This window comes from Desulfatitalea tepidiphila (assembly GCF_001293685.1).
Taxonomy (GTDB): Bacteria; Desulfobacterota; Desulfobacteria; order Desulfobacterales; family Desulfosarcinaceae; genus Desulfatitalea; species Desulfatitalea tepidiphila.
This window is the reverse complement of sequence record NZ_BCAG01000003.1, coordinates 2,727,494-2,753,690: the sequence shown is the minus strand read 5'-3', so window position 1 is coordinate 2,753,690 and position 26,197 is coordinate 2,727,494. Positions and strand designations below refer to the sequence as shown.

At 55.6% G+C, this 26,197-nt stretch carries 19 protein-coding genes; 15 read left to right on the top strand and 4 right to left on the bottom strand.

The genetic code is table 11. The features are described 5' to 3' along the window. The first annotated feature begins 458 nt into the window (after positions 1-458). From carB to DFT_RS16745, 6 genes are all read left to right on the top strand, one after another. Positions 459-3,662 (top strand): carbamoyl-phosphate synthase large subunit, encoded by a 3,204-nt coding sequence (carB, locus tag DFT_RS16770; RefSeq protein ID WP_054032292.1) that lies wholly within the window; start codon positions 459-461, stop codon positions 3,660-3,662. 40 nt (positions 3,663-3,702) lie between these two features. Continuing rightward, positions 3,703-5,109, top strand: a complete 1,407-nt coding sequence (locus DFT_RS16765; protein WP_054032291.1) for an amidophosphoribosyltransferase — start codon at positions 3,703-3,705, stop codon at positions 5,107-5,109. A 611-nt stretch (positions 5,110-5,720) separates the two neighbouring features. After that, the gene (locus DFT_RS16760) at positions 5,721-6,512 is read left to right on the top strand and encodes an MlaE family ABC transporter permease (protein WP_054032290.1); all 792 of its coding nucleotides are present in this window, start codon (positions 5,721-5,723) and stop codon (positions 6,510-6,512) included. 4 nt (positions 6,513-6,516) lie between these two features. Beyond that, positions 6,517-7,266, top strand: coding sequence for an ABC transporter ATP-binding protein (locus tag DFT_RS16755; protein ID WP_054032289.1), 750 nt, complete (start codon positions 6,517-6,519; stop codon positions 7,264-7,266). Between the two features lie 42 nt (positions 7,267-7,308). Further along, entirely contained in the window at positions 7,309-7,761 is a 453-nt protein-coding gene (mlaD, locus tag DFT_RS16750) for an outer membrane lipid asymmetry maintenance protein MlaD (RefSeq protein ID WP_054032288.1), read from the top strand. A gap of 40 nt (positions 7,762-7,801) precedes the next feature. Further along, complete coding sequence (locus tag DFT_RS16745) at positions 7,802-9,262, top strand: SLC13 family permease (protein ID WP_083453601.1); 1,461 nt, start codon at positions 7,802-7,804, stop codon at positions 9,260-9,262. A gap of 33 nt (positions 9,263-9,295) precedes the next feature. On the opposite strand, the gene DFT_RS16740 is transcribed toward DFT_RS16745, so the two are convergent. Continuing rightward, on the bottom strand, positions 9,296-9,616 hold the full coding sequence (locus DFT_RS16740) for a PilZ domain-containing protein (protein ID WP_054032286.1): 321 nt from the start codon (positions 9,614-9,616) through the stop codon (positions 9,296-9,298). A gap of 491 nt (positions 9,617-10,107) precedes the next feature. Further along, the gene (locus DFT_RS16735; protein ID WP_054032285.1) at positions 10,108-10,764 is read right to left on the bottom strand and encodes a response regulator; all 657 of its coding nucleotides are present in this window, start codon (positions 10,762-10,764) and stop codon (positions 10,108-10,110) included. 551 nt (positions 10,765-11,315) lie between these two features. Between DFT_RS16735 and DFT_RS16730 the strand changes: the two genes are divergently transcribed. The 5 genes from DFT_RS16730 (at position 11,316) to DFT_RS16710 (ending at position 19,718) form a co-directional block, all read left to right on the top strand. After that, positions 11,316-12,554 (top strand): methionine adenosyltransferase, encoded by a 1,239-nt coding sequence (locus DFT_RS16730; protein ID WP_054032284.1) that lies wholly within the window; start codon positions 11,316-11,318, stop codon positions 12,552-12,554. A 757-nt stretch (positions 12,555-13,311) separates the two neighbouring features. Beyond that, positions 13,312-14,160: a sensor histidine kinase gene (locus DFT_RS16725; RefSeq protein WP_054032283.1), complete on the top strand. Its 849-nt coding sequence runs from the start codon at positions 13,312-13,314 to the stop codon at positions 14,158-14,160. A gap of 385 nt (positions 14,161-14,545) precedes the next feature. Next, positions 14,546-16,255 (top strand): sensor histidine kinase, encoded by a 1,710-nt coding sequence (locus DFT_RS16720; protein WP_054032282.1) that lies wholly within the window; start codon positions 14,546-14,548, stop codon positions 16,253-16,255. Continuing rightward, a complete protein-coding gene (locus DFT_RS16715) occupies positions 16,252-16,701 on the top strand; it encodes a response regulator (RefSeq protein WP_054032281.1) in 450 nt (149 codons plus the stop codon). Before DFT_RS16720 ends, DFT_RS16715 begins: the two co-directional genes overlap by 4 nt. Before the next feature lie 59 nt (positions 16,702-16,760). Next, positions 16,761-19,718 carry a response regulator gene (locus DFT_RS16710; protein WP_054032280.1) on the top strand — a complete coding sequence of 986 codons (2,958 nt, stop codon included), beginning with the start codon at positions 16,761-16,763 and terminating at the stop codon, positions 19,716-19,718. Between the two features lie 12 nt (positions 19,719-19,730). Here DFT_RS16710 and DFT_RS16705 read toward each other — a convergent pair whose 3' ends face one another. Beyond that, positions 19,731-19,940: a hypothetical protein gene (locus tag DFT_RS16705; protein WP_054032279.1), complete on the bottom strand. Its 210-nt coding sequence runs from the start codon at positions 19,938-19,940 to the stop codon at positions 19,731-19,733. 308 nt (positions 19,941-20,248) lie between these two features. Here DFT_RS16705 and DFT_RS16700 point away from each other — a divergent pair, with 308 nt between their 5' ends. The 4 genes from DFT_RS16700 to DFT_RS16685 all read left to right on the top strand — a co-directional run bounded on the left by DFT_RS16700 (position 20,249) and on the right by DFT_RS16685 (position 23,503). Continuing rightward, entirely contained in the window at positions 20,249-20,761 is a 513-nt protein-coding gene (locus DFT_RS16700) for a response regulator (RefSeq protein ID WP_054032278.1), read from the top strand. A gap of 322 nt (positions 20,762-21,083) precedes the next feature. After that, positions 21,084-22,631 (top strand): glycogen synthase, encoded by a 1,548-nt coding sequence (locus tag DFT_RS16695; protein WP_054032277.1) that lies wholly within the window; start codon positions 21,084-21,086, stop codon positions 22,629-22,631. A 98-nt stretch (positions 22,632-22,729) separates the two neighbouring features. After that, positions 22,730-23,212: an adenosine-specific kinase gene (locus DFT_RS16690; protein ID WP_054032276.1), complete on the top strand. Its 483-nt coding sequence runs from the start codon at positions 22,730-22,732 to the stop codon at positions 23,210-23,212. A gap of 96 nt (positions 23,213-23,308) precedes the next feature. Beyond that, entirely contained in the window at positions 23,309-23,503 is a 195-nt protein-coding gene (locus DFT_RS16685) for a ferredoxin (protein WP_054032275.1), read from the top strand. Positions 23,504-23,589: 86 nt separating this feature from the next. Here the strand turns inward: DFT_RS16685 and DFT_RS16680 are convergent, their stop codons facing one another. After that, positions 23,590-26,193 carry a PEP/pyruvate-binding domain-containing protein gene (locus tag DFT_RS16680; RefSeq protein WP_161807185.1) on the bottom strand — a complete coding sequence of 868 codons (2,604 nt, stop codon included), beginning with the start codon at positions 26,191-26,193 and terminating at the stop codon, positions 23,590-23,592. Positions 26,194-26,197 lie beyond the last annotated feature (4 nt).

Sequence of the window (26,197 nt, the reverse complement as noted above, 5' to 3'; positions counted from 1 at the left end):
TGCCAATTTAGAACAGGCTCTCCTTCTGCCTTTTTTCGCCGCTAATTACGTTCTGATATTCATGCGAATCCGAACCTTCAAATCGCGCGCCAAGGCCGTCCGGGCGGTTTTGGGGGTGTCGTCAAACTGACGGCCTTCGGGTAATTTGTTCCCGTCCAATGTGAGCTTATCGGGCTCAAACGGCGGGTTGCGCCTGTTTTAGGACAGATGAAAAAAATGATACCCTGCAGTGCAAATGGCGTAACCGCACTCCCAATGGAGGACCGGTATGGGCGCGCGATGCATCGGTGAAAGATAGCCTCGGACAGGGGGGGTGTTTGTCGGCCCGCCGAGCCGGCAGCGGAGACGAATAGGGGTTGATTTTTAGTACCGCTTAAATTACCAAGCCCCCATCAGTTGCATTGAACGTGGCCGCCAGGTACGACCTATTATATTAACGTCTTTTTTAAGGAGCGCACATGCCCAAACGCGAAGACATCCACAAGATCCTCATTATCGGTTCCGGTCCCATTATCATCGGCCAGGCCTGCGAATTCGACTATTCCGGCACACAGGCCTGCAAGGCGTTGCGCTCCCTGGGCTATGAGATCGTCCTGGTCAATTCCAACCCGGCCACGATCATGACGGATCCAGGCATGGCCGACGTCACCTATATCGAACCGTTGAATGTGGATACCTTGGAAAGGATCATCGCCCAGGAAAAACCCGATGCCCTCCTGCCCAATTTAGGCGGCCAATCAGCTCTCAATCTCTCCAGTGAACTGCAACGATTGGGTATTCTGGAAAAATACGGCGTGCGGATAATCGGCGTGAACATCGAGGCCATCGAACGCGGCGAGGACCGCACGGCTTTCAAGACGACCATGGAGCGTTTGGGCATCGACATGCCGCGCAGCAGAGCGGTCAATACCCTGGAAGATGCCGAAAAGGTGGCCGCCGAGCTGGGCTACCCGGTGGTCATCCGTCCGGCTTACACCATGGGCGGGACCGGCGGGGGCCTGGTTTACAACCTGGAAGAGCTGCAAACCATAGTCAACCGGGGTTTGGCGGCCAGCCTCATCCACCAGGTCCTGGTCGAGGAATCGGTGCTCGGCTGGGAGGAGTTGGAACTGGAGGTGGTGCGGGACGCCAGGAATCAGATGATCACCGTCTGCTTCATCGAAAACGTGGACGCCATGGGTGTGCATACGGGAGACAGCTACTGCACGGCCCCCATGCTGACCATTTCTCCCGAGCTGCAGAAAAGGCTTCAGGACTATTCCTACGCCATCGTCGAGGCCATCGAGGTGATCGGCGGTACCAACGTCCAGTTCGCCCACGATCCCAAGACCGATCGGGTGGTCGTCATCGAGATCAATCCGCGCACCTCGCGGTCGTCGGCCCTGGCTTCCAAGGCCACCGGTTTTCCCATCGCGCGCGTCTCGTCGCTGCTGGCCGGCGGGCTGACCATGGACGAGATTCCTTACTGGCGGGAGGGGACCCTGGAAAAGTACACCCCGTCGGGCGATTACGTGGTGGTCAAATTCGCCCGCTGGGCCTTTGAGAAATTCGCCGGTATACAGGACCAGCTCGGCACCCAGATGCGGGCCGTCGGCGAGGTGATGAGCATCGGCAAGAATTACAAAGAGGCATTCCAGAAGGCGATCCGCAGCCTGGAGATCAACCGTTACGGGTTGGGATTTGCCAAGAACTTCCACGAGCTTTCCCTGCCGACCCTCTTGGGGCGGCTGACCACACCCACCAGCGAGCGCCAGTTCATCATGTACGAAGCCTTGCGCAAGGGCGCAGACATCGATGCCCTCTATGAATTGACCCATATCAAACCCTGGTTCATCCAGCAGATGAAGGAACTGGTCGATCTGGAAGAGGAGGTCCTGACCTTCAAGGGCAAAACATTGCCCGATGAATTGCTGGCCCGGGCCAAGAAAGACGGTTTCGCCGATCGCTATCTGGCACGCCTGCTCGGGGTTCCCGAGGACAAGATCCGGGAGCAGCGTCTGGCCATGGGGATGGCCCAGGCCTGGGAGGCTGTGCCGGTCAGCGGTGTGGAGAATGCCGCCTACTACTACTCGACCTATAACGGCACCGATCAGGTGCCGGTGAGCGACCGTCGGAAGATCATGGTGCTGGGCGGGGGCCCCAACCGCATCGGCCAGGGTATCGAGTTCGACTACTGCTGCGTCCATGCCGCCATGGCCATCCGTGAGGCCGGTTTGGAATCGATCATGGTCAATTGCAACCCGGAGACGGTCTCCACCGATTACGACACCTCGGACAAGCTTTACTTCGAGCCCTTGACCGTAGAGGATGTGCTCAGCATCTATCAGAAGGAGAAACCCGAGGGCGTCATCGTGCAATTCGGCGGCCAGACGCCGCTCAACATCGCCCGCCAGCTTTCCGAAGCCGGCGCCAACATCCTGGGCACCTCGCCGGAGACCATCGACCTGGCCGAGGATCGTGCCCGTTTCGGCGGCATCATGCACGGCCTGGGCATTCCCATGCCGGATTCGGGCATGGCCGTCAGTTACGACCAGGCGCTGGAGATCGCCAGCCGCATCGGCTATCCGCTGATGGTGCGGCCATCCTATGTGCTCGGCGGCCGCGGCATGGAGATCGTGCACGACGACCAGATGCTCAAACGCTATTTGAGCGTGGCCGTGGAGGAGGTGACTCCGGAGCAACCGGTGCTGATCGACAAGTTCCTGGACAACGCCATCGAGGCCGAGGCCGATGCCATTGCCGACGGCGCGGATGCCTTCGTTCCGGCGGTGATGGAGCACATCGAACTGGCCGGCATCCATTCCGGCGATTCGGCCTGTGTCATCCCGCCCATCAGCCTGTCTCCCCGGCATCTGGATACGATCCGCGAATATACTCGGCGCATCGCCATCGAGTTGAAGGTGGTCGGCCTGATGAATATCCAGTATGCCATCTACGAGGACACGGTGTATGTATTGGAGGCCAATCCGCGCGCATCGCGTACCGTGCCCATCGTTTCCAAGGTGTGTGGCCTCTCCATGGCGCGGCTGGCCACCCAGGTGATCCTGGGCAAGCGCGTGGCCGACCTGAACCTGCGGGAGCGCCAGATTCCCTACTTCGGGCTGAAGGAGGCGGTCTTCCCGTTCAACATGTTCCCGGAGGTCGATCCGGTGCTGGGGCCGGAAATGCGCTCCACCGGCGAGGTGCTGGGCATGGCCCACACCTTCGGCCGCGCTTTTTTCAAGGCCCAGGAGGCCACCCAGTCGCGTCTGCCCCTGGAAGGGACGGTGCTGTTCACGGTGGCCGATCGCGACAAATCGGCGGCCATCGAACCGGTGCGGCGCTTCCGCGAGCTGGGTTTCACGATCATGGCCACCGAGGGCACCCATCGGTTCCTGCAGGAGAAAGGGATCGAGACGGTACCCATCTCCAAGCTCGATCTCGGACGGCCCAACCTGGTGGATGCCATCAAGAGCGGCCAGATCCATCTGGTCGTCAATACGCCGTCGGGGAAAAAGGGTTCCGCCGACAGCTCCAATATCCGTAAGACCGCCATCAGGTACAAGGTGCCCTATATCACGACGACGGCGGCCGCCATCGCCGCCGCCAAGGGTATCGCCGCGCGCCGCGAAGGGGTGCCGGAAGTGCGGTCGCTGCAGCAGTATCACGCAGAGATCGGATAAGATACGCCAGGATAGAGGATAACGACAGGGGAATCACGGCATGGGCGGATTATTTGGGATTGCATCGGCAACGGATTGCGTATCGGATCTTTATTACGGCACGGATTACCACTCCCACCTGGGAACCCGTCGCGGCGGCATGGCCGTGCGCAACGCCAACGGCATTTATCGATCCATTCACAACATAGAGAACAGCTATTTCCGGACCAAGTTCGAGCCTGAATTGAACCGGTTCCACGGCTGCAAGGGGATCGGGGTCATCAGCGACACCGATCCCCAGCCGCTGATCATCGGGAGCCACCTGGGATCTTTCGGCATCGTGACGGTGGGGCGCATCAACAACATGGACGAGCTGGTCCGCAGGGCATTTGCGCGCCGGAGCTATTTTTCGGACACCATCGGCGGCACCCCCAATCCCACCGAGATCGTCGCCATGTTGATCTGCCAGGAGGAGAGCTTCGAGGCCGGTATCCAAGTCGCCCAGGAAGCCATCCAGGGGTCATGCTCGCTGCTGCTGCTGACCGAAAAGGGGGTGTATGCCGCACGTGACCGGTTGGGTCGCACCGCGCTGGTGCTCGGCCGGCGCGATGATGCCGTGGCGGTGACCTGTGAAACCTGTGCGCTGCCCAACCTGGGTTTCGAGGTGGACCATTTCCTCGGACCCGGCGAGGTGGCCCTTTTGACGGCCGATGGCTGGGAACAGCTGGTGCCGCCGGGCGACCGCATGCAGATTTGTTCGTTCCTCTGGGTCTATTATGGATACCCGGCATCGGAGTACGAGGGAATCAATGTGGAGCATGTGCGCTACAATTGCGGCGCGGCCCTGGCGCGTAGCGATGATGTCGAGGTGGACATGGTGGCCGGCATTCCCGATTCGGGTATCGGCCATGCCATCGGCTATGCCAACGAGCGCAAGATTCCCTACAGCCGGCCGTTCGTCAAATACACCCCCACCTGGCCGCGCAGTTTCATGCCCCAAAACCAGAAGATGCGCGATCTGGTGGCCAAAATGAAGCTGATCCCCGTAAAACGGCTCATCCAGGGCCGGCGTTTGCTATTTTGCGAGGATTCCATCGTGCGCGGCACCCAGCTCAAGGACAACATCCAGATCCTTTTCGACTACGGCGCCCGGGAAGTGCACATGCGGCCCGCCTGTCCGACGCTGATCTATCCCTGCGAGTTTCTCAATTTTTCCACTTCCCGATCGAACCTCGATCTGGCGGGACGCAAGATCATTCAGCAGCTGGAGGGGGGCGACGAAAACAAGAACCTAGAAGCCTATGCCCGCTGTGGATCTCCTAAGAACATGGAAATGATCGAGCAGATCCGCAGTGGATTGCGACTGAGTTCCCTGAAGTACCAATGCCTCGAAGACCTGGTGGCCGCCATCGGTCTGCCCAAGGAGCGCCTCTGTACCCACTGCTGGGACGGCAGCAGCTACTTTTGATTTTTATTCGGCAACTCGCCTCGGCCAGGCTTCTGGGTTGGCCGGCGTGGTTTCGTGGACCGGCCTCGCGCCGCGGCCCCGTGCTGACCTACAGACAAGTGCGTATATTGTCCCTCCAGAATGGATACAAATGCGAATTGCCGTTCGCTATTTGAATCCCTTATAAAGACGCAATTATCGGACCTTGTTTTCCGGTATTGTCTGCGGCTTGAAAACATTTCTGGCGCTTCATTTTCTCCTGCTACTCGAATTCATATGAGATCACCATAGGTACTTGTAACAGATGCGATCAAGCGGATCGGAGAGAGCTTAAATACGCTTGAATCGGCCCGCTGAAAGGCTTGCTGTCCGGCCGATAGCAGCGACAGCCCCCTGCTCAAGAGCAAGGATCTGTCTGGAATAGTTGGGAAATTCGTCCAGGCGGCAGGGATGCTTTCCGAGGATTCGAGCGGAGAAAGCCTTATGGTGACCGCCGTTGAAGAGGCTAAGGAGCAGGTGTGGTCTGGATAGGGTGTGTTTCGGCGCCGTTTCCCCTGGCGGGAACGGCGCCGATTTGTTGAACTGCTTTCAGCTGAACGTCCATTGGGGGCTATACAGGGCAGAGGCCTCTTATGAAACACACTGACATGGTCATCGGCATCGGTAAATGCACTATCGGCATCGTCCATCATCTCGGGCGCCTGACGCTGTTCCTTCTATATGGCTGCGGGTACGTCTTCTACCGGCCATGGCAGACCGGAAAGATTATTCAGCAGGTCTATTTCATCGGCTTCAAATCCATCTTCATTATCTGTTTGACCAGTGCCTTCACCGGCATGGTGCTGGGTCTGCAGGGCTATTATTCCCTCGTTAAATTCGGGTCCGAAGGGATGCTGGGGGCCGCGGTGGCGCTTTCGTTGATACGGGAGATGGGGCCGGTGCTGACTGCTATCATGGTGGTTGCCCGGGCCGGATCGGCAATGGCCGCTGAAATCGGAATCATGCGGATTTCAGAACAAATCGATGCCTTGGAGACCATGGATATCGATCCGGTGCGGTTTCTATTCACCTCGCGCCTGATGGCCGCCCTGATCAGTTTTCCGTTGCTGACCGCCCTGTTCGATGTCATTGGGATATTCGGAGGATACCTGACCGGCTCCCTTTTGTTGGGTATCAATTCCGGTATCTACTTTGCTCGCGTGCAATCGAGCGTCGAGATCCAGGACGTCACCGGCGGCTTTGTCAAGGCCATCTCTTTCGCAGCCCTTGTGACCACTATCTGCTGTTTTCAGGGGTTCACGACCCATTTACGCAAGGAGGGGTTCGGCGCCAAAGGGGTTAGTCTATCGACGACCTCGGCCGTAGTGATCTCCTGCGTCGTGATCCTGACGGCCGATTACATCCTCACCTCTTTCTTGATTTAGGCGTATGGAAACACCTTTGATCGAGTTTAAAGACGTTTACAAGGCCTTTGACGGCAACGCGGTCCTCAAGGGGGTGAATTTGACGATCCTTAAAGGGCAGGTGACAGCGATCATCGGGAAAAGCGGCACCGGCAAGAGCGTGTTGCTCAAACACATAGTCGGTCTGCTGCAGCCGGACAGCGGACAGGTCCTTATCGATGGTCAGCCATTGACAGGGATGGACAGAATCCAGCAGCGACAATTGAAAAAGCGGTGCAGCTACATGTTTCAAAACAACGCCCTGTTCGACTCCATGACCATTTATGACAATATCGCCCTGCCCCTGGTCGAACGCGACCGGCTGAGGGGCGAATCCGTCCGCCAGCGGGTGCAGACCAAAATGGCCCAGCTGGATATCGTCGATATAGAGCGTAAATATCCATCCCAGTTGTCCGGCGGCATGAAGAAGCGGGTCGCCATGGCCCGTGCTCTGATTACCGAACCGGAAATCGTTTTGTTCGACGAGCCGACCACGGGACTGGATCCCATCCGGAAGAAAGCGGCATACCGGATGATCACGGACTATCAGCAACGGTTTGGGTTTACGGGGGTCCTGGTCAGTCACGATATTCCGGATATCTTTTTCATCTCCCACCAGATCGCCATGCTGGATGAAGGTCAAATCATCTTCGAGGGCGGCTGTCGGGAGATTCAAGCCAGTCAGGACCCCGTCGTCAAAGAGTTTGTCGGCGGCATGAGCGGTGTTTACCAATAGAGAACAGGCTCATCGGCGGATTGTTGGTGTGAGGAGGGTGTCGTGAAAAAAGGATCCGTGGAGATGGCCGTTGGGATCTTTGTATTGATCGGTATGTTATGCGCGGCCTATCTGGCGATCAAACTGGGACGCATGGAGTGGTTCGGAGAGGAAACCTATCAGGTCCAGGCCTATTTCAACTCCGTCTCCGGACTGAAAAAAGGCGCCGTTGTCGAGATGGCCGGCGTGGAGGTCGGGCAGGTGCATGGCATCATGCTTGACGCGGAACATCAGATGGCCGTTGTCACCCTTGACATCAGAAACGGCGTGCAGTTAAGCACGGATGTGATCGCGTCGGTGAAGACGTCCGGTTTGATCGGAGACAAATATATCCGGCTCTCTTCTGGTGGCGCGACCGACGTTCTCAAGGCGGGAGACACGATAATGGACACCGAGTCTGCACTGGATATCGAAGAGCTTATCGGTCAATATGTTTTCGGCAAAGTGAAGGATTGACAGCTTCCATGGAGCGATCCATTGGGGGAGGGCAACGATGATGTCAGCGTCGCGTGCGTCAGATAAAACCGATTGGAAGCGATGGTTTTTTTTACTTCTTGGTGTGGGGCTCTTCCTGGGAACCTACTATTCTTCCCCCTGGCCCGATGCCGTGGACCCCGTCGGCAAGCACTTTGTCCTGTCCAGGGAAGGCAAGGGGGCATTGGGCGTGTTTCTTTTGGCCGCCACATGGTGGATCTTCGAAGTGCTTCCCATCGGCATTACCAGTCTGGCCATCGGCGTGTTCCAGACCCTGTTTTTCATCCGTCCGGCCAAAGAGGTGTTCGGCAACTTCATGGATCCATCGGTTCTTTTCATCTTCGGATCGATCGTCATCGGCCAGGTTTGCACCAAGACGGGGTTGACGCGGCGCATGGCCTACCTGATGCTTTCCGTCGTCGGCGAGAGGACTTCGATGATCTATCTGGGCAGCTTTGCCGTTACGGTGCTGCTCACTCATATCATGGCCCACACCGCCGTGGCGGCCACCATTTTCCCGTTGCTCGTGGCGATCCATACGCTATACGAGGGATACGAGGCCAAGACGCGGTTTGGCAAGGGGTTGTTCATCGGCATGGCCTACGTGGCCGGCGCCGGCAGCATCATCAGTCTGCTCGGTGCGGCCCGAGGGGCCGTGGCCATCGGGTTTTTCAGGGATATTGCCGGCAGGAGCATCAGCTTCTTCGAATACAGTTACTACTTTTTCCCCATCGGCTGGCTGATGATGCTGTTGATCTGGGGGCTCATGATGGTGGTGTGCAAGCCGGAGCGGGCGACCATACCGGGCCTGAAGCAAAAGGCCAGGGAACTGCTCAAGGAGATGGGGCCGACCAGCGGCCATGAGAGGACGGCCGTGCTGATCATTCTGGCCTGCGTGGGGATGCTGGCCCTGCAATCCTTTTTCCCGGCCCTGGCCAAGTTGAACAAATCGGCGATCCTGATCGTCACCACCCTTCTCTTCTATGTGATCAAGATCCTGGATATCAGCGATCTGGAAGAGATCCCCTGGAACATCATCCTGCTGTTTTCGGGTGCCATGAGCATGGGGCTGTGCTTGTGGGAGACCGAGGCGGCCAAGTGGCTGGCCGTCAATTGGCTGACCATTTTCAAGAAAGCTAACTGGTTCGTGTTTGTGATGAGCATCGGCTTCTTTGTCATGGTGATGACCAATTTCATCATGAATGTGGCGGCCATCGCCATTTCGCTTCCGGTGGCGCTGGTGGTGGCGCCCTATCTGGGCGTTGCGCCGGAGGTGATATTTTACGCCGCGCTCGTCACGGCCGGCATGCCGTTCATGCTGTTGATCGGTGCTGCTCCCAATGCCATCGCCTACAATTCAAAACAATTTACGACCCAGGAGTTTTTTATCTACGGTCTGCTGGCGAGCATCATCTTGATGGGGGTACTGGCCTTCGCGGTGTACTTCCTGTGGCCGCTGATGGGCATGCCAGTTAAATTATAGCAGCTTGTAGTAAGAAGATATGGGTGGCGAAGACTATAAGTCGTAATACTTCAGCCCCAGTCCAAATTGTGAGGCTTTTTCTTTTTCAATTGCCTTGGCCCACTTGACCTCGGCCAATGAGATCGTTCGAAGCCCTTCTATCGCGTTGCCATGCGCCGGGCTGTCGCGCCGGTTGTCCGTCTTTATCATCAGAATGGTACCCTCTTTGTAAGGCCTGTCCAACTCGATATAGGTGCCGCCGGGCGAGCAGTTCAACATGGTGCCCTGGATGAAGTTGGCGCCTTCCGAAATCGTGAAACAGCAACATGCTATCGGGACCTGCGTGTGGGTGCGGGGTAACATTCTTTTTTCCATGATGTAATCTCCTGATAAAATCGATTGGGCAAATGTTCTCGTTGCCTGGAAATCTCGAGCCGGCCGCGTTGCAACCCATCCGACCCGCTTTGGCCCATGCGGGCGCATATCCACCTGGCCGCTTCAAATTTGTGGCGCTTGTATCCCAAGGCGGGCCTAAATTAGTGATCGCAGCCTTTAACACCTTGAACCCGAACGGCCTGAAGAGCCACCCATCGATTCGGTTATCCTTTCAAGGTCCCGAAATGGTTCTAACGTCCGGAGGAGGGGGTTTCAATCAGCACTTTGGCCCAATTGTGGCCCTTGGAAATAGGCAGAAATGCCTATCTGGACATCCAATCAGCCGTCGAGCTGATTTCCGGACGGATCGAGCTTCCGAGTTGCCCGGAATTTTCTAACATGCTGAATTAATTGTTTTATAAAAATTTTATGGCAGGTGCGAGCGGCCTCTACTGTTTGTCAGGCTGGTGCAAAGCATCACGCCGGGCATGTCAATGCTCGCTGCTGACATAGCCCCTTGCGATAGCGTATTTCACCAAGTCCGCAGTACTTTTCAATTTGAGTTTTTCGCGGATGTTGAAGCGGTGCCTTTGGACGGTTCGGAAGCTGATGAAAAGCATTTCACTGACTTGCCGATCGGTGTGCCCTTCGGCGACCAGCTTGAGTATTTCCCGCTCACGGTGGGTCAAGGGATCTGCGTGCTGCTTATGGTTTCCCCTGCAGATGCTGATGATATCGTTGGAGTACAAGGATGCGAGTTTGGCGGATAGGTAGGTCCGCCCGTGGCGCACCTGGTCGATGGCATGCAGAAGCTCTTCGCCGGTGTCCTCTTTCAATACATAGCCGCTGGCACCCGCCTCAAGCGCCATCGACAGGAATTCTTGCCGCTTATGCATGCTCAGGATCAGAATATCGACCTTGGGATAGAGACAATGGATTTCCCTCGCCGCTTCGATGCCCCTCAGGCCAGGCATTGAAATGTCAAGGATGACCATGTCGGGGGTCGTTCTCTTTAATAGGTTGAGGAGCTCGGTGCCATCGCCGGTTTCGGCAATCACCTTTAGATCATCTGCCTGGTCGATTAAATTTCTGATACCTTCTCGCATCAGGGCGTGATCGTCCGCAAGAATGATTTTGTACATGCTCATCGCATTTGTCCGCATTGTGCAAGAATGTGAAACCGATGGCCCACCATCTCGTTGCCATTCAAGACGGTCTTTTTTTACCCTGTATCATCCGGCGCAATGAGCCGGATGTCGCTGTGTGGCCATATGTTTTTCCAAGCCTGGCATGCAACGCACTGCAAGGGCCCCATTCGTGTGCAGCAAAATGCTTTTAGGATAAAGATTAGGTGAGACCACTTGGCTTGCGATCAATATTTCGATTTTATAATTCATACAATCCTCTTTCTGTCAAAACATTTTTGCACTCTGCCAGCCGCAGCGCTTCTGCTTAACCGGCTTTCTCTCAGTGGACGACCGGTTTTTGCCTGAACGGATCAGGCTCTCTTTTCAAGTTGGCAAAAAGGCTGACACTCTTTTGCCGGTGATCGAATCAATCCGGGCCTGGTCGAGCCAAGTATCCTTGGATACGACTAAAATGGACAGCATGATAGCGACCGCACATCAAAGTTTGGCACGAATTGTGATGTCCAAGAATTGTGGCACACCACCGAGAGAGCATTCCAAGGAGATTAAGTATGAATTCCCGGTCGCGTTCCAAGGTATCTCCAACCACTGACGTAACGGTTGAAACGGTTTCCCGTAGCCCTGTGGCCCAGCAGGAAACCGAAATTGTCGAACGCAAAGGACTCGGCCACCCGGACACGATTTGCGACGCCATTCACGAGAAAATTTCCGTGGCCCTGTGCCGAGCCTATCAGCATCATTTCGGCCGCGTAATGCATCACAACATCGACAAAGGCTTGCTTGTGGCCGGCTTATCAGAACCCCGGATCGGCGGGGGACGTATCGTAGAACCCATGCGGTTGGTCATCGGCGACCGCGCCACAAGTCTTTATCGGGGCACGCCCATCGATGTGGATGCGATCGTGTTCGACACGGTCAGCCATTGGTGCCGGAAAAACCTTCGCTTCGTGGAGTTCGATCGCCATCTGATCATTCAAAACGAACTTCGCCATGGATCAATGCAGTTGAGTGATATTTTCGAACGGCAAACCATCGGCGCCAATGACACATCGGCGGCCGTCGGCTATGCCCCGCTTACGGAGACCGAACAGATGGTGTTGGACGCCGAGAATTTCCTCAATTCAGCTCTCTTCAAGCATCAATTCCCCGAAAGCGGAGAAGATGTCAAAATCATGGGCTGCCGTCGCGGCCGTAAACTGGAGCTCACCGTGGCCATGGCGTTTGTGGACCGCCATATTCCCAACGAGCGCTTCTATTTCGAACGCAAACGGGAGATCCAGTTTTGCCTGGAAAAATATCTTTCGCCAAAAATGCAGGCTTTGGACCGTATATCCGTTGCCATCAATACATTGGACGACCCTGCCAGGGGAGCGGCCGGCATGTATCTCACGGTTTTAGGGACCTCGGCCGATGGGGCCGATGGCGGACAGGTCGGGCGCGGAAACCGGGCAAATGGTCTGATCGCACTCAATCGGCCGTGCGGCAATGAAGCTACGGCAGGGAAAAACCCCATCAGCCATGTGGGCAAAATCTACAGCATGCTGACCCATCGCATAGCAGAAGATATTTACCGGCGCATTTCCGGTCTCGCGGAGGTCTATGTATGGCTGTGCAGCCGCATCGGATCACCCATAGATCAACCGATGCTGGCATCGGTGCAGGTGGCTTTAAGCCCGGATACCTCGGCACCGGAAATGTCTGCCGCTGCGATCGAGATCGTTGAGGAACACCTGCATGGCATTCCGAATTTCAGCGACCAACTGGCCCAAGGCCTGTTCAGCGTGTGTTGACCATTGATCGAGGCGTTTTCGGTCAATATTTATTTCAACATGATGACATTGACTCAATTTCTATTTTTTGCTCCTTGGATTCCCTCTTTTTGGTCAGCGCCAGCTCCAGGGCCCTATCTCTGGTCTTCCCATCCTTCCCTTGATGGTGAGTAGATTTCCGGATCTCTCGACGGACAGATGACTGGCATCTCATCCCAGGTTTTCGGCCTGCAAGAAAACTTCCTGTTCGCTTTCGCGGATATCGAACCAGGGTATCCATTCACCCGGCCTTAAGACAGTGCGAAACAGTGGATAGTCCAAGTCAAAGAAAAGATTGAAGAAGTTTTTTCAAAGGGCCGTACCAATCGGTAAAACCATCCACTCGGGACGGCCGCAAATGGGTAGTTCTATGTATAAAAATCGTTTTCAAAAAAGGGTATTAGATAAAAATGAGGGCCATTCAGAAAGTCGTTGCCGGACGGCGCCGTAACATTGGATCATCAACATGTGCGCAATGTCGGCATGAAACAGTGGGTAGTTGTTGTGGCGAAACTTTTATCTCGAACCGATCCGCACGGAGCAGGGTATTCATGAGCCACCCCATTGACAAAGATAGCTGGACCGAGCTGCGTCGAAAATCAGATGCGCTTGCAGCCGCCAACATCGGCGAACATTTGAAGGAATCCTTAAGGCAGGATATTGACTCACTCATGAGTGAAATTCATCTCCTTCAAATTGAACTGGAGAAGAAGAATTCTGAATTGGCCGAAAGCCGCTTATGGCCGATTTCAAAATGGAACGGAACGGCGGGCGTAGCTTTCCGGTTCAGGTCCAGCTGCAATATCTGCCCCAAACCCATCAGGCCGGATATGAATACCGGGCGGTGATTCTGGATATGAGCGAGCAGGTGCATATATCTTCCACATTGCAGTTCCTGGACCAGTGCCTGGAGAAGACCTTGGAAGAACAGGGTAGACTGGTCGTCCATCTTCTAAACGCTCAGGAAGAGGAGCGTCACCGGGTAGCCTTGGCGTTGCACGATCAGATCGGGCAGGACCTCAACGTCCTCAAACTGCGGCTGGGCGAGATTAAAAAGAACCTGAATATCGACCAGGGTGACTTGCAGCAGCTGTGTCTAAAGCTGGAGGCCTTTGCAGATCACATTATCGATGACGTCCGAAGAATAATGCGTGAGTTGATCCCTTCCTCTCTCGAAGTTTTGGGTCTCGTGGCGGGATTGCGGCAGATGGTGCGGGAACATTCTGAGTTTTCATCCGTGCGGATCGAAACCGACCTGGAGCCCCTGATAAAGGTTTCCAAACGGGAAACTCAGATCGCTTTGTTTCGTATCGTCCAGGAGGCATTGGACAATGCGAACAGGCACGCCGACGCAACCCAAGTGACCATCAGGGCCTTTGAAACCAAGGACCGCTTAAGAACCTTGATCGAGGACAACGGCAAGGGATTCGGTCATCCCGGTCCGGATAGGTCGCCGGGCAGTCTGAAGGGCATGGGGCTGGCCGTCATGCAGGTCCGCGCACGCATGATTGGCGCCCGGTTGACCATTGAAAGTCGTTCCGGCAAAGGTACCCGAATCCTTGTCGACCTTCCCCTTGGAAGCGCATGACGCCGCATTACGGATTACGGCCACCACTTGCCGATTAGGTATTTTTACCCATATGAAAAATAAATTTTGGGTGTTTTTATGGATTTATAAACTGCATGGTTGTGAATAATCCAGGTTTTATTTCAGAATTTCGAGTTCGATTTGACGATGTCTGATCCAACGCCTTGAATCGATTTCAAGCGGAATGTGCTATGTGCATCGTGCGGGTGCTTTTTCGAAGATATCCAGTCCAACGCAGGTCAAGGCGGGAATATGACGGGGCCGGGCTGTCCTCGTGACAATAGGCTTGTGTCAATCCCATTTGGCATTGACGGCACCTCCAACATGCACAATCGTGCATGTTGATTTTTTTGTCAGCAGCGTCTAAAAATGATGATACCTGACTATGACCTCTATGCCCAATTTCGCCATGCAATCCGCCATCCGCAACAAAATCTGGATTCCACTGTCCGCGTTTGCTGTTCTGGCCACGATCGCCCTATTGCTGTGGCAGCATCAAAACATCCATGACCGCGAATTGATATTGCGGTATATCGAAACCTCCGCCGAACAGGTGCGCATTCGTGTCGAAGGCCTAATGAATGCACGCCTCGCCTCCCTCGAGTTGATGGCCGACAGATGGGTGGAAAGAGATCCGCCTGATTTCAGCCATCATCGTTTTCAAGGATTCGCCGCTGCCCTGCACGAGAATTATCCGGGTTATGCAAACATCTTCTGGATCGATCCATCGGGAACGATCCGATGGGTGTTCCCCGAGGATGTCGATACGGCCGGGATAGATGTGGGTTCGGTGACGCGGCACCTCTCTTCGCGAAACGGGACGGTTGGTGCATATGATGGAATCGAAACCGATCTGGTCATGACACCTTGTGCTCCCCTGCAGCAAGACCTCGCCGGTTTTTCTGCTGTGCGCGCTTTGATGATGAAAAACGACTTGCAAGGTTATTTGGGCGGTTTCTTTTCAGTCCACAAGATTATGATGCTCAGCCTGACCAGAGAGGTTTTGAATGATTTTAATGTGAGCGTATCCGAGCAAGCCCGGATTGTTTTCCAGCACGGCAGCCCCGGCCAGATTCAAACGGATATGCAAACGCAGGAACCATCTGCAGTCCCACAGGCGGTTCGAGCGGTGCGTTTCGGTTCAAAAACATGGACCGTCCAGCTGACCCTGAACCAGGCGGCGCGTTCGAATGCGTTAGATATGAATGTCGGCTTCCTGGCTTTCGGCTTGACGCTGGCCGCCGCGCTTTCCCTGCTCCTGCATCTTCTGCTCCAGCGGATCGAAATGTACAAGAGATCCCGTGACCAGGCCATCGTCGAGGTGAACGAGCGCAAAGACGCCCAGGCTGCGTTGCGGGAAAACGAACAAAAACTCCAAGCGCTGCTGGAGGAGCTCACATCCAAAAATGCGGAGTTGGAGTCTTTCGTGTATACGGTTTCCCACGACCTGAAGACGCCCATTGTGACCATCGAAGGATTCATTGGCGCATTGCGCGAAGACTTCAGCGCATCGATTTCAGAAGTCGGCGATCAGTACCTGAGCCACATGAGCAATGCGGCACGTAAAATGGAGCAGCTCATCAGTGAATTGCTCAACTATTCCCGTATCGGGCGGTTGGAGTCGCCCAAGACGACATTTTCCATGTCGCTGGCCGTTAACGAAGCCATTGCCACCTTGCAAACTCAGATCGAGGCGCGCGGCGTCATCGTCAACGTCCAGCAGGATCTTCCCGCTGTTCATGGGGATCGAAAACGAGTCGAACAAGTGATATATAACCTTCTGTCGAACGCAATAAAGTATCTCGGCAGGGACAACCCCGAACCGCGCATCGACATCAGGTGCACGGAACAAAATGGGCGAAACGTGTTTTGGGTGCGCGACAACGGTATCGGCATCGACCAGAGATACTATGACAAAATATTTCAGATATTCGAGCGGTTGCCAGCCGCAAAGCAGGCCGGTGAAGGCACCGGCATCGGCCTGGCCATTGTCAAGCGCATTATCGAGCATCATGGAGGTAGAATCTGGCTGACTTCCGAGTTGGGCAAGGGAACTACATTTTATTTTACATTTGAGAAAAAGGAGACCGAATGAGCTGTCAACCGGCTAGCATTTTGATCGTCGAAGATGAAGAGGCCCACGCCCAACTCACCTGCCGTGCCATTCGCAAATCAGGAAATGCCAACCGGGTCGACATCGTGGGTGATGGCGAACAGGCCCTTGATTATCTTCTCAATCGGGGCAAGTATGCCGACAAAGAGAAATATCCTACCCCGGGGTTGGTGCTGCTGGATATCAAGCTACCCGGCATCGACGGTGTCGAGGTGTTGACCCAGATCAAAGCCCACCCCAGTCTCCGGCAGATCCCGGTGATTATGTTGACCACCTCGGAGCGGGAGGAGGATATGGCCCGCGCATACGGTCAATACGCCAACAGCTATCTCACCAAACCGGTGGGGTTCAAGGAGTTTGAGGAGAAGATCCGTCAGATCGATTTTTACTGGATGATTCTCAATGAATCACCCGCGATCGATGCTTGACAGGCATATTTTGGAGCGGACCTAAGGGGGTGTCTTTTCGGACAAGGAGGTGGGAGGCCATGAATGCGCAACCGATCCTCTCTTCGGGTCACGCAGGACCCGGCGGGAGCGCCGATGGGTTGACGCCGGCAACGCTGGATTCAGGTCCCATCAGGGTGTTGATCGTCGAGGATGAAGACGCTCATTATGAGTTGATGAAACGCGCGATCTGCAGAGAGCTGCCGGATACCGTCGTGAGCCATGCATCCGATGCCGCCGAATGCATAAACGCTCTGGACAGCATCGCCCCCGACATTATCCTGGTCGACTTTTTGATGCCGGGCATGACCGGCATCGAATTTCTGGCCAGCCTCAAAGAGATGGGGAGCGATGTCCCGGTCATCATGATCACCGGGCAGGGTGACGAGCGCATCGCGGTGCAGGCCATGAAGCTCGGGGCTCAGGATTATCTCGTCAAGAGCGCCGATTTTTTTCTCTTGCTGCCGGCCGTGATCAGTCAGGCGGCCCGGGAGCGGCGACTGAAGGTGAATCTACGTAAAGTCGCCAGGCTCAACGAGTTGCTGCTCGATAGCCTGCCTTATCCGGCCATGATGATCCGTCGGGATCGAATGGTCCTGGCGGCCAACCAGGTTGCCCAGCGCATGGGCGCCCGGGTGGGAACCCATTGCTGGCGACGCTTCAAATTGGGAGGCAATGGTGACGTCAATGACGAAAGTGCGCGTGAATGCCACTTTTGCAGGGTAAAAGACGCGTTCCAAAAAGGCGAGGCGATCGAGACACCGGAGATCGCCATTCAGGGTCGCTTCTGGGACAAGTGGTGGATTCCCATAGACCGCGACGTCTGTCTCACCTATGCCATCGATATCACCGAACGCAAACAGGCGGAGTTGAAAAGGTACCATAAGAACAAACTGATCGAGGGAATCAATCGGATTTTCGAGCAGGCGCTAAGCGGGGCGACCGAGGCGGCCCTCGGTGAGGTCTGTATCGCCGCGGCCCAGGAATCCACTGGAAGTGGAATCGGCTTCATCGGAGAGGTCGGCGCGGACGGGCTCTTCCACGACATCGCGATCAGCCGAACCGGACGTGAAGCCTGCCGAATGATCGACAAAGAGGGCCACGGCAGGCTTCCCCTGGATTTCCAGAAACGGTCTATCTATGGATCGACGATAAAGGAGGGTAAAGCGTTTTTTATCAATGACGTTGCAGGCCGGGTTAACCATGCGCCGTTTCCGGCCGGTCATCCAACGATCAACTCATTTTTAAGCATGCCTTTTTTTCGCCAGGGTCGTTTGGTGGGCATGATCGCCCTGGCCAATCGCGAGGGCGGATATGGTTCGATGGAACAGGAGATGCTCGAATCATTGGCGCCGACCATCTGGGAAACCTTGCTGAGAAAACGGGCCGAATCTGAGCGTCAGCAAATTGAGGAAGAGCGTCTCAGAGACGAGGAGCGTTTCCGCAAGGCATTCGAGAATGCACCCACCGGCATTGCGTTGGTCGACTTAAAGGAGCGTTTTATCCGGTGTAATCAGGCCTTCTGCCATCTGCTTGGCTACACGGAGAAGGAGTTGCGGCGTGTTGCGGTCTCCGATATCCTCCATCCGGACGATCGGGAATCCAATCTGTTGGAAATTGAACGTCTGAGGGAGGGAACGCGCCCATTTTTCGAGGTCGAAAATCGATATGTTCACAAAGATGGCCATCCGATCTGGGTCCACAAGTTTGTCTCCCTGCTGCCGGACCCCGCCGGTGGCCCGGCCCAGATAATGGCACTGGTCAGTGACATTACCAAAAGCAAACAAGACCAGGAGACGCTCAACGACCTCAACAAAGCCCTCGTCGAACGCACGAAGCTTGCCGAACAGCGGGCCGTGTACATCCAGCAACTGGCCATGGAACTGTCCAAGGCGGAAGATAGCGAGCGCCAGCGCCTGGCCGGCGTCCTCCACGACGACTTCCAGCAGATGCTCGCCTATTTGAAGCTCAAACTCAGCATGCTGGCGAAGGGGGGCGAGATTACCCATAATCTGGTCTCCATGACTCGCCTGATCGGCGATGGCATCGATCGCTGCCGAAATCTGGCCCGTGAGTTGAGGCCTTTGAATTCACAACACGATTTTCTCACCGGCCTGGAATATCTCCGTCGGCAGATGAAAGAGATGTACGATCTGGATGTGGCTATAGATGTTCTCTCCGACCCCTGTATCCACTCTTCGGTGCTCTCCTCGCTGCTGATTCGCTCGATTCGGGAGTTGTTGTTCAACGTCGTCAAGCACTCGGGCGAAAAAGCGGCCTCCGTCGAAGTGCAGGGAGATGGTTCACAGGTGGTGATCGCCGTTAAGGATCAGGGTCGGGGTTGCGATGAGCGCGCGTTGAGTGAAAAGAGGGAGAAGAATACATCCTTCGGCTTGTTCGACATCGAGGAGCGGGTGAGATTTTTGGGTGGTTACATGCAGGTCGAGAGCGAGGCCGGCCGTGGATTCCGCGTGACATTGAGGGTTCCCAGAGATGTTCCCAGCGCATCCCATGCGAACTCCCTGCCCGTTGACGGCCCAATCCTGCCGGCAGCAAGCGCGGGACATCCTGTTCCACTTCCGCCTTCCCAGACATCAAGTGTCATAAGGGTCCTTCTCGCCGACGATCACGATCTGATGCGCGATGGCTTGGCGAAATTACTTGGAGAACAAAATTTTTTCGATATCGTGGGTGTGGCTGCCGACGGTCGGCAAGCGCTTCGATTGGCGGCCGAATTGAAACCCGATGTGGTGTTGATGGATTTCAGCATGCCGGTGATGAACGGCATCGACGCGACCATGGAAATCAGCCGGTCATTTCCCGCTATATGCATTATCGGCCTCACCATGCATCAGGATCCGAATATAAAAAATGCGATGTTAAAAGCCGGCGCCCGGGATTGCTTGTCCAAGGAGGTCTCCCCGGAAGAGCTGATCAAAAGCATCCGATCGGCCTGCTCGGATCAAAACCAAATGGAACCGTCTCCAATGGTTCGTTGAAGCGAGCGGTATTCATGCACGGCCCCCCTTGGACATGGATGAGCGCTTCTTTCCATCGGTGGAATTCTCCACACGCCCGTCGAGGCACCATTTGATGTATTTTCTTTCGGCCTTTTTATAGTCGATTTCATTGTAGAATTTCGTATTTTCGGGACGTTTGAAGTCGGTGCGCCATCTTTCCACAAGTTGCTGGATACCGTTTGACCGTTCCGTTTCCTGCATTCATCCCCCTCAATGCCAAGTTCAAGTTAGACACATTCAAGGCATGTCAGTCTTCTAATCCAAAGACGCGACGCGTGGAATTCGCACTAATTTCCATTTCACATCAAAAAAGATGAGTATTTTTACTTATTGATGGGCAATAGGTAAAAGTACCCATATGTTAGATTTCAGATTGGGCAGTTATGCCGATTGTCCCTTGCCCGTCCCTGACTTATAAGAAAACTGAGGGTTGAATAGGGTGCGCTTTCATCGGCTTGGTGTTCGCCCCCGCCATCCAGCCGGATACAAAGGGGGAAAGGAGCGGCGACATGGCAATCAATAGTTTCGGGAGGAGCTTTCAAACCCGGCAGACCTGTTTAGGAGCGGTGCCCGGCGAAGCGCTGGGGCACGGCGCATTGTCAGCGGCCAGGGATCGTATTTCGGGAGTGGAACCCGGTCCCAAACGGGTTCTTATCGTGGATGACAATGCTTGTGTTTTGTCTCTCACCGCAGAATTGCTTGACCATTTGGGATATCAGACCGCAACGGCGGAGGACGGGATAGGGGCTTTATGTCTGCTGAAAGCCGCCCATTACGATATTCTGCTCACCGATTTCGAAATGCCGGGTATGGATGGCTATGAATTGGCTGAGGCCGCCAAAAGGCACTGTTTCGGTATCAAGGTCATCCTGATGACGGGACATTGCACAGATGAGCTGGCAGCGCGTATCGGCGCTTCCACCACCGTGGATGGTTTTCTGTCCAAACCCTTTGATCTGAAAACCGTAAGGGAGATGCTCAAACAAGTCGCATACCAACAGTTTTCAGAAGTGATGGCATAGGGAATCGCGGAGGCGTGCCGACCGCATCACACCCCCTCAGCAAAGGTGGCCCAAGGTGCATACCATCGTCTTGTTTTCAGATAAGGCCGAATCGAAAAGGGGTTTGATCGAGACGTTATCGTCTCTTTTCCCCGAATCCTGCATCCGGGTCCTTCCGACCCGGCTTCAACCGTCGTTTTTCGAACGAACCCCGTTGGGGACAACCTGCTTTTTGCAATCTCAATCGACCTGCGAAGACTAAGATCAAATCTATTAATCGTGCCCTCCCCGGATACCAGGTTTCGAAGCAATGTCTTTCATGGTTTCAAGAGGAGGTGTGTAGATGGATAAATCCACCGCTACCCCCCGAATACTCGTCGTGACGCCCGAGGTGACCTTCCTGCCTACAGGCATGGCTCCGGCTTCCGGGACGATTTCGGCCCGGGCGGGCGGGTTGGGTGACATTTGCGCGGCACACATCCATATGCTTATCGAGTTGGGCGTGGATGTGCACCTGGCCATGCCCAATTATCGCAACCTGTTCAAGGCGAACGCCAAGCGTGTAGCGGGGATCGATTTCCACAAACACCGGCAGGCACTTCCCGAAAGCCGTCTCCATCTGGCAGAGGATCGGTCGTTTTACTATTACCCCAGACTGTTTCTCTCTACGGATTGGGAGAATATCCGCATCGCCCTGAACTTTCAGCGGGAGGTGATCAACCGTATCATTCCGGAAGTGCGACCGGACCTGATCCACTGCTACGACTGGATGACCGGGTTGATTCCGCCCATGGCCCGGAGCTTGGGTATTCGTTGTCTGTTTACGATGTACCGCATGGATTCTCCGCAGCTACTGATGTCTACCATCGAAGATCGCGGCATTGACGTCGCATCCTTCTGGCACCATTGCTTTTTCAGCCGGATGCCCGTCAACTACCAGGAGACGAGAGAGACCAACCCCATAGAGATTCTGACCAGCGGCCTGTTCGCCAGTCACCTGGCCCACACCCTCAGCCAGACCTACCTGGATACAGTGACCGATGAAAGGAACAACCATGTCGGTGGCTGGTTGAAGGTCGAACTACAAAACAAACGAACAGCCGGATGCCTCCACGCCGTGGCCCCGGCACCGGATGCCTCCTTCAACCCGGCCACGGACCGCACCCTGATGCGGCCTTATGGACCGGATACCCACTTTGCCGCCAAACTGCATAACAAACTTTACATCCAGGAATTGGTGCATCTGCCCATGGATTCGGCGGCCCCGTTGTGTTTTTGGCCCACTCGCCTGGATGCCGCGCGACCGGGCAGTCGGCTCATGGCCGACATGCTTCCAGAGGTGCTGGAACGGTATCGGGAGCAACGACTTCAGATCGTATTTGTTGCGGACGGCGATCTTCAGGAACAGATGCGCGCATTGATTCGTCGACGGCACCTTGAGGAGCGTGCCGCGGTTTGTGATTTCGACGCCCGGCTCTACCGGCTGGCCTATGCCGGCGCGGAATTTGTCCTCATGCCGCTCTATTTGGACCCGTGTGCCCTGCCGTGCAGAATCGGGCAGCGGTACGGCGCCTTGCCGGTGGGTCACGATGCAGGTGCGATCCACGATTGCGTGGAGGATTTGAGACCTCAGGACAACTGTGGATCGGGTTTCTTGTTCAAGCATTTCGATGCGGCCGGATTTTTCTGGGCATTGGATCAGGCCATGGCCTTTTTCCAGCAGCCCTGCGCGGTCCGAGCGTCCCAGGTACGACGCATCATGGCCCAGAGCCTGGTGCGGTTCGCTCCCGAGGAGACGGCGCGCCAGATGGTCGATCTTTACAACCGTGCGTTGGAGCGGCCGTTGTTGGATCGGAATGATCCCGATGCGTTATCACAAATTGCAGCTTGAGCGGATTTGTGCCATATTGGGATGCAGTCGATCTTATCCTTCCCCTCTGGGGCCATGCCATCCACAGGTGATCCAACAACCAGATCAGGAGCGGTGCCGTGGAAATCAAAACCATTCCCATTGAAAATCCAGAACAACTCAATTTCATTTTAGGCCATTCGCATTTTATCAAAACGGTCGAAGATCTTTACGAAGCCATGGTCAATACGGTGCCAGGCGCTAAATTCGGCGTTGCCTTCTGCGAGGCGTCCGACGTCTGCCTGGTCCGGTTCGCCGGCACGGACGACGGTTTGATCGCCCTCGCCCAAAGGAACGCATTGAATCTGGGAGCCGGGCACAGCTTCATCATTTTTATGCGCGACATGTTTCCCGTCAACGTGCTCAATGCGGTCAAGCGGGTGCCCGAGGTGTGCCGCGTGTTTTGCGCAACCGCCAATCCGGTGGAAGTGATTGTGGCGGAAACGGAGATGGGGCGCGGTATTCTGGGGGTCATCGACGGATATCGAACCAAAGGGATAGAGGGTGATGAAGAGATTGCCAAACGCAAATCCTTCTTGAGGGCCATCGGATACAAAATGTAATCTTCGATACGGAAGGTCACGCTGCCTGAGATTTTTAAGAACTCGGTCCATCCGAGTTTTTTTCAGTAACCAGCAGAATTTTTAAAGGAGGAGACTATGGCCAAACACATTGAGATCGATGAAGACGCGTGCGAGGGATGCGAAACTTGTTCCGAACTGTGCCCGGAAGTCTTCGAATTCGACGATGATACCCAGAAGGCCAAGGTGATCAAGCCCAAGGCAAAGGATGACTGCGTCGAAGAAGCCATCGATTCATGCCCCGTGGAGTGCATCTCCTGGGTGGATGATTGAAATTCGCCTAAGGACCTGTTTGCTAAGATCTTCGACTCCCAGCAGAATGAAGGGACGGACCCGCAGCATCAGCCATTGCCGGGAAATCAACGTTCTTTCAGGATCGTTCGGCACAATTGATAGTTGCCATCCAAAAAGCATGTAGCCATTCGCTTGACCACCGCTTCATCGGACATCAGCATATCCATTTGGCGGGTGAAGATCAGCAGACGCCCCAGTTGATCCAGCCGGTCTTCCGTTTCCGGTTTCGGACGCTTGGCGAAGCGCGCGGTCACCCGGTCTTCCACGGTTCGGACCTGAAACCCTAATGTGACAAGCACTTGTTGAATCATGCGCGCCCTTCGGCCTCGGCGAAGGCTGTCAGCCGCACCGCCCTTGAACTCAAAATTGATATAGTTTTCTGTCGCCGTTTCGCCGCAGTAGGCGTCCAGCACGCTATAATGGTATCCGACCCGGGAGCTGAAGTTCAAATAGGAATCGGAAATAATGCCGAAGCTTTTATCTCCAAAGCGTTCGATACCGGCGGATTGGGGTGACGCGATCTGGCGGGACATTACCGCAAAAAAGCCGCGAAGGTCCACGGGGCGGGGTTCCTCTGACCGAAGTCCCTCGTAGAGCAGCCCTTTCAACAACGCCTTGAACGGCGCGGATGTGATCTGTTCAGGTTTGACGGTCGAGGTGGTGGTCGGGGAGACGCTCAAACCGCCGCCCAGATCGATCAGGTAAAGGTCCAGGGGCAGAGGGGCGATCAAACGAACCGACAGGCGCTCGTGATCGGCGACCATATCCCCGAGCTTGAAAATTTCGCCGTACGCTTTCTCGTGCACATAGCGCATGATGTCGTGAATGGTTCGGCAATGCTGCGGCGCGAAGCTGGGCGATTTCGGATCGAAAAGATTCAACGGGGTGATCAGGTCGGTTTTGCTTCGCAGGGCCTTATGCTCTTCCGTGAGGGGGGGCTGTTTGACGGGCTGGGCGCTGAGCAGTTCCGGTATCCGTCCTTGATAGATTCGGGCGTGATTGGCGTCGACCGTGATCTCGGTTCCCGGCGCGATGGCTTGTGTTGCGAGAGGCGCGTTGAGCAGGGTGGGCACCATGTACTCTTTGACCAGGGCGGCCAGATGCCCCGTGACGCTGCCCGACTCGGCCACGATCGCTTTCGCCTTGCCCATGACCAGAACGAACTCGGCCGAGGCCTGGTGGGACACGAGAATTCCGTCCTCCGGAAAGTTGGCCAGATCGTTCTCGCCGTGCACGTGCACGGCCGGTCCGCTGGCGGCCCCCGGGCAGGCGACATCCCCGCCTTCCAGTAAGACGGTGTATCCCGACAGCGCCGGCGTATTGGAGAGCGAAGGGTGGTCGGAGATGGGCTCCAGCCGCAGCGGGCGGGATTGAAGGATAACGAGCCGTCCGTTTTCATCCATCGCCCATTCCACATCCTGAGCGCATTCAAAATAGGTTTCCAGCTGCCGGCCGTATTCGGCCAGTTGGACCGCCTGGGTATCGCTCAGGCAGGCGTGGTGCATGAGCTCCTCTGAAACCTTCTCCTCGATCACATCGCCTTCCTTCCTGGAGATCAGGCGGACCGGCTTTTCCGAGATTTTTTTATCGAGAATTTCAGGAGGGGCTCCCCTGGAAAGCAGATAGGTGTCCGGCGGCACCATGCCATCGACGGCATAGGCGCCCAGGCCCCAGACGGCATTGATGACGATCCGGTTCTCTGCCAGATGAAGGGGATCGCGTGTGTACATGACACCGCTGGCCTTGCTGGCCACCATTTCCAAGCAGGCCACGCCCATGGCGGCCTCTGCCAATGGGACGCCCATGTGCAGCTGATAAATGATGGCCCGAGGTGTGAACAGACTGGCTATCACACGTTTATAGGCTTCCAGGATCTCCTCGCGCGGGACATTCAGGACTGTCAGATACTGTCCGGCAAAGGAGAGCCAGCTGTCTTCCATGACCGCGCTGCTGCGCATCGAGACCAATAGCGGCGCGTTCGGTTGCCGGCGCTGCGCCGCCATCCGGTCATAGGCGCCAAGAATCGCCTCGGCCAGGTCTTCGGGCACCTCGGCTGCCATGATCCGCCGCTGCAGCTGCTCGCTGGCCTGCATGATCGTCTTGGTCTCTATGATATCCACGGTCTGTTTCAACTGCTGGATGGCCTGATCCAATTGGTTGACATGGATAATGCGGTCGTATGCGGAGGTAGTTACGGCAAACCCCATGGGAACCGGAAGCCGGAGCTTGTTCCCGACCTCGCCGAGAACGGCGTTTTTCCCGCCCACCGTGGTCAGCAAGTCCCGTGTGATGTCGCGGTATTCAATGGTAAAGCCGGAAATCGGCCTTGGCAGCGGCACGCTGCGCGCCGGCTGCAAGGCCCGCATGATGGTCGCGTATGCCTGGTTCAGGTGCGGGCAGGGGCGGCCGCTGAGATTCTCGAAGCTCCGGATCATACGATCGGCATGGAAGGCAATCTGGGGGGTCTGGCTCTCCAGGCAGGTCGCGCCAAGGAAGGCCTGCCCCCGCAGTTTATGTTCGATATCCGTCAGGATTTTGAGAAGTTCGGAGTTGGATTCCAGAATCGCCTTGAAGTTGGCATACTTGTAGTTGAAAGCCGTCATGAGCGCTTCGTGAGTGGCCTTCGCAGATTTTCTTTTCTTGAACAGGTTCAACATCCCGATTTTCATGGCG

What these genes read in the sequence shown, in the direction of transcription:
- DFT_RS16760 (WP_054032290.1), top strand. Translation starts at nt 5,721, where the DNA reads ATGAAACACACTGACATGGTCATCGGCATCGGTAAATGCACTATCGGC.
- DFT_RS16730 (WP_054032284.1), top strand. Translation starts at nt 11,316, where the DNA reads ATGAATTCCCGGTCGCGTTCCAAGGTATCTCCAACCACTGACGTAACG.
- DFT_RS16710 (WP_054032280.1), top strand. Translation starts at nt 16,761, where the DNA reads ATGAATGCGCAACCGATCCTCTCTTCGGGTCACGCAGGACCCGGCGGG.
- DFT_RS16715 (WP_054032281.1), top strand. Translation starts at nt 16,252, where the DNA reads ATGAGCTGTCAACCGGCTAGCATTTTGATCGTCGAAGATGAAGAGGCC.
- DFT_RS16680 (WP_161807185.1), bottom strand. Translation starts at nt 26,193, where the DNA reads ATGAAAATCGGGATGTTGAACCTGTTCAAGAAAAGAAAATCTGCGAAG.
- DFT_RS16720 (WP_054032282.1), top strand. Translation starts at nt 14,546, where the DNA reads ATGACCTCTATGCCCAATTTCGCCATGCAATCCGCCATCCGCAACAAA.
- DFT_RS16755 (WP_054032289.1), top strand. Translation starts at nt 6,517, where the DNA reads ATGGAAACACCTTTGATCGAGTTTAAAGACGTTTACAAGGCCTTTGAC.
- DFT_RS16695 (WP_054032277.1), top strand. Translation starts at nt 21,084, where the DNA reads ATGGATAAATCCACCGCTACCCCCCGAATACTCGTCGTGACGCCCGAG.
- DFT_RS16700 (WP_054032278.1), top strand. Translation starts at nt 20,249, where the DNA reads ATGGCAATCAATAGTTTCGGGAGGAGCTTTCAAACCCGGCAGACCTGT.
- DFT_RS16685 (WP_054032275.1), top strand. Translation starts at nt 23,309, where the DNA reads ATGGCCAAACACATTGAGATCGATGAAGACGCGTGCGAGGGATGCGAA.
- DFT_RS16765 (WP_054032291.1), top strand. Translation starts at nt 3,703, where the DNA reads ATGGGCGGATTATTTGGGATTGCATCGGCAACGGATTGCGTATCGGAT.
- DFT_RS16745 (WP_083453601.1), top strand. Translation starts at nt 7,802, where the DNA reads ATGTCAGCGTCGCGTGCGTCAGATAAAACCGATTGGAAGCGATGGTTT.
- DFT_RS16725 (WP_054032283.1), top strand. Translation starts at nt 13,312, where the DNA reads ATGGCCGATTTCAAAATGGAACGGAACGGCGGGCGTAGCTTTCCGGTT.
- DFT_RS16735 (WP_054032285.1), bottom strand. Translation starts at nt 10,764, where the DNA reads ATGAGCATGTACAAAATCATTCTTGCGGACGATCACGCCCTGATGCGA.
- carB (WP_054032292.1), top strand. Translation starts at nt 459, where the DNA reads ATGCCCAAACGCGAAGACATCCACAAGATCCTCATTATCGGTTCCGGT.
- DFT_RS16740 (WP_054032286.1), bottom strand. Translation starts at nt 9,616, where the DNA reads ATGGAAAAAAGAATGTTACCCCGCACCCACACGCAGGTCCCGATAGCA.
- DFT_RS16705 (WP_054032279.1), bottom strand. Translation starts at nt 19,940, where the DNA reads ATGCAGGAAACGGAACGGTCAAACGGTATCCAGCAACTTGTGGAAAGA.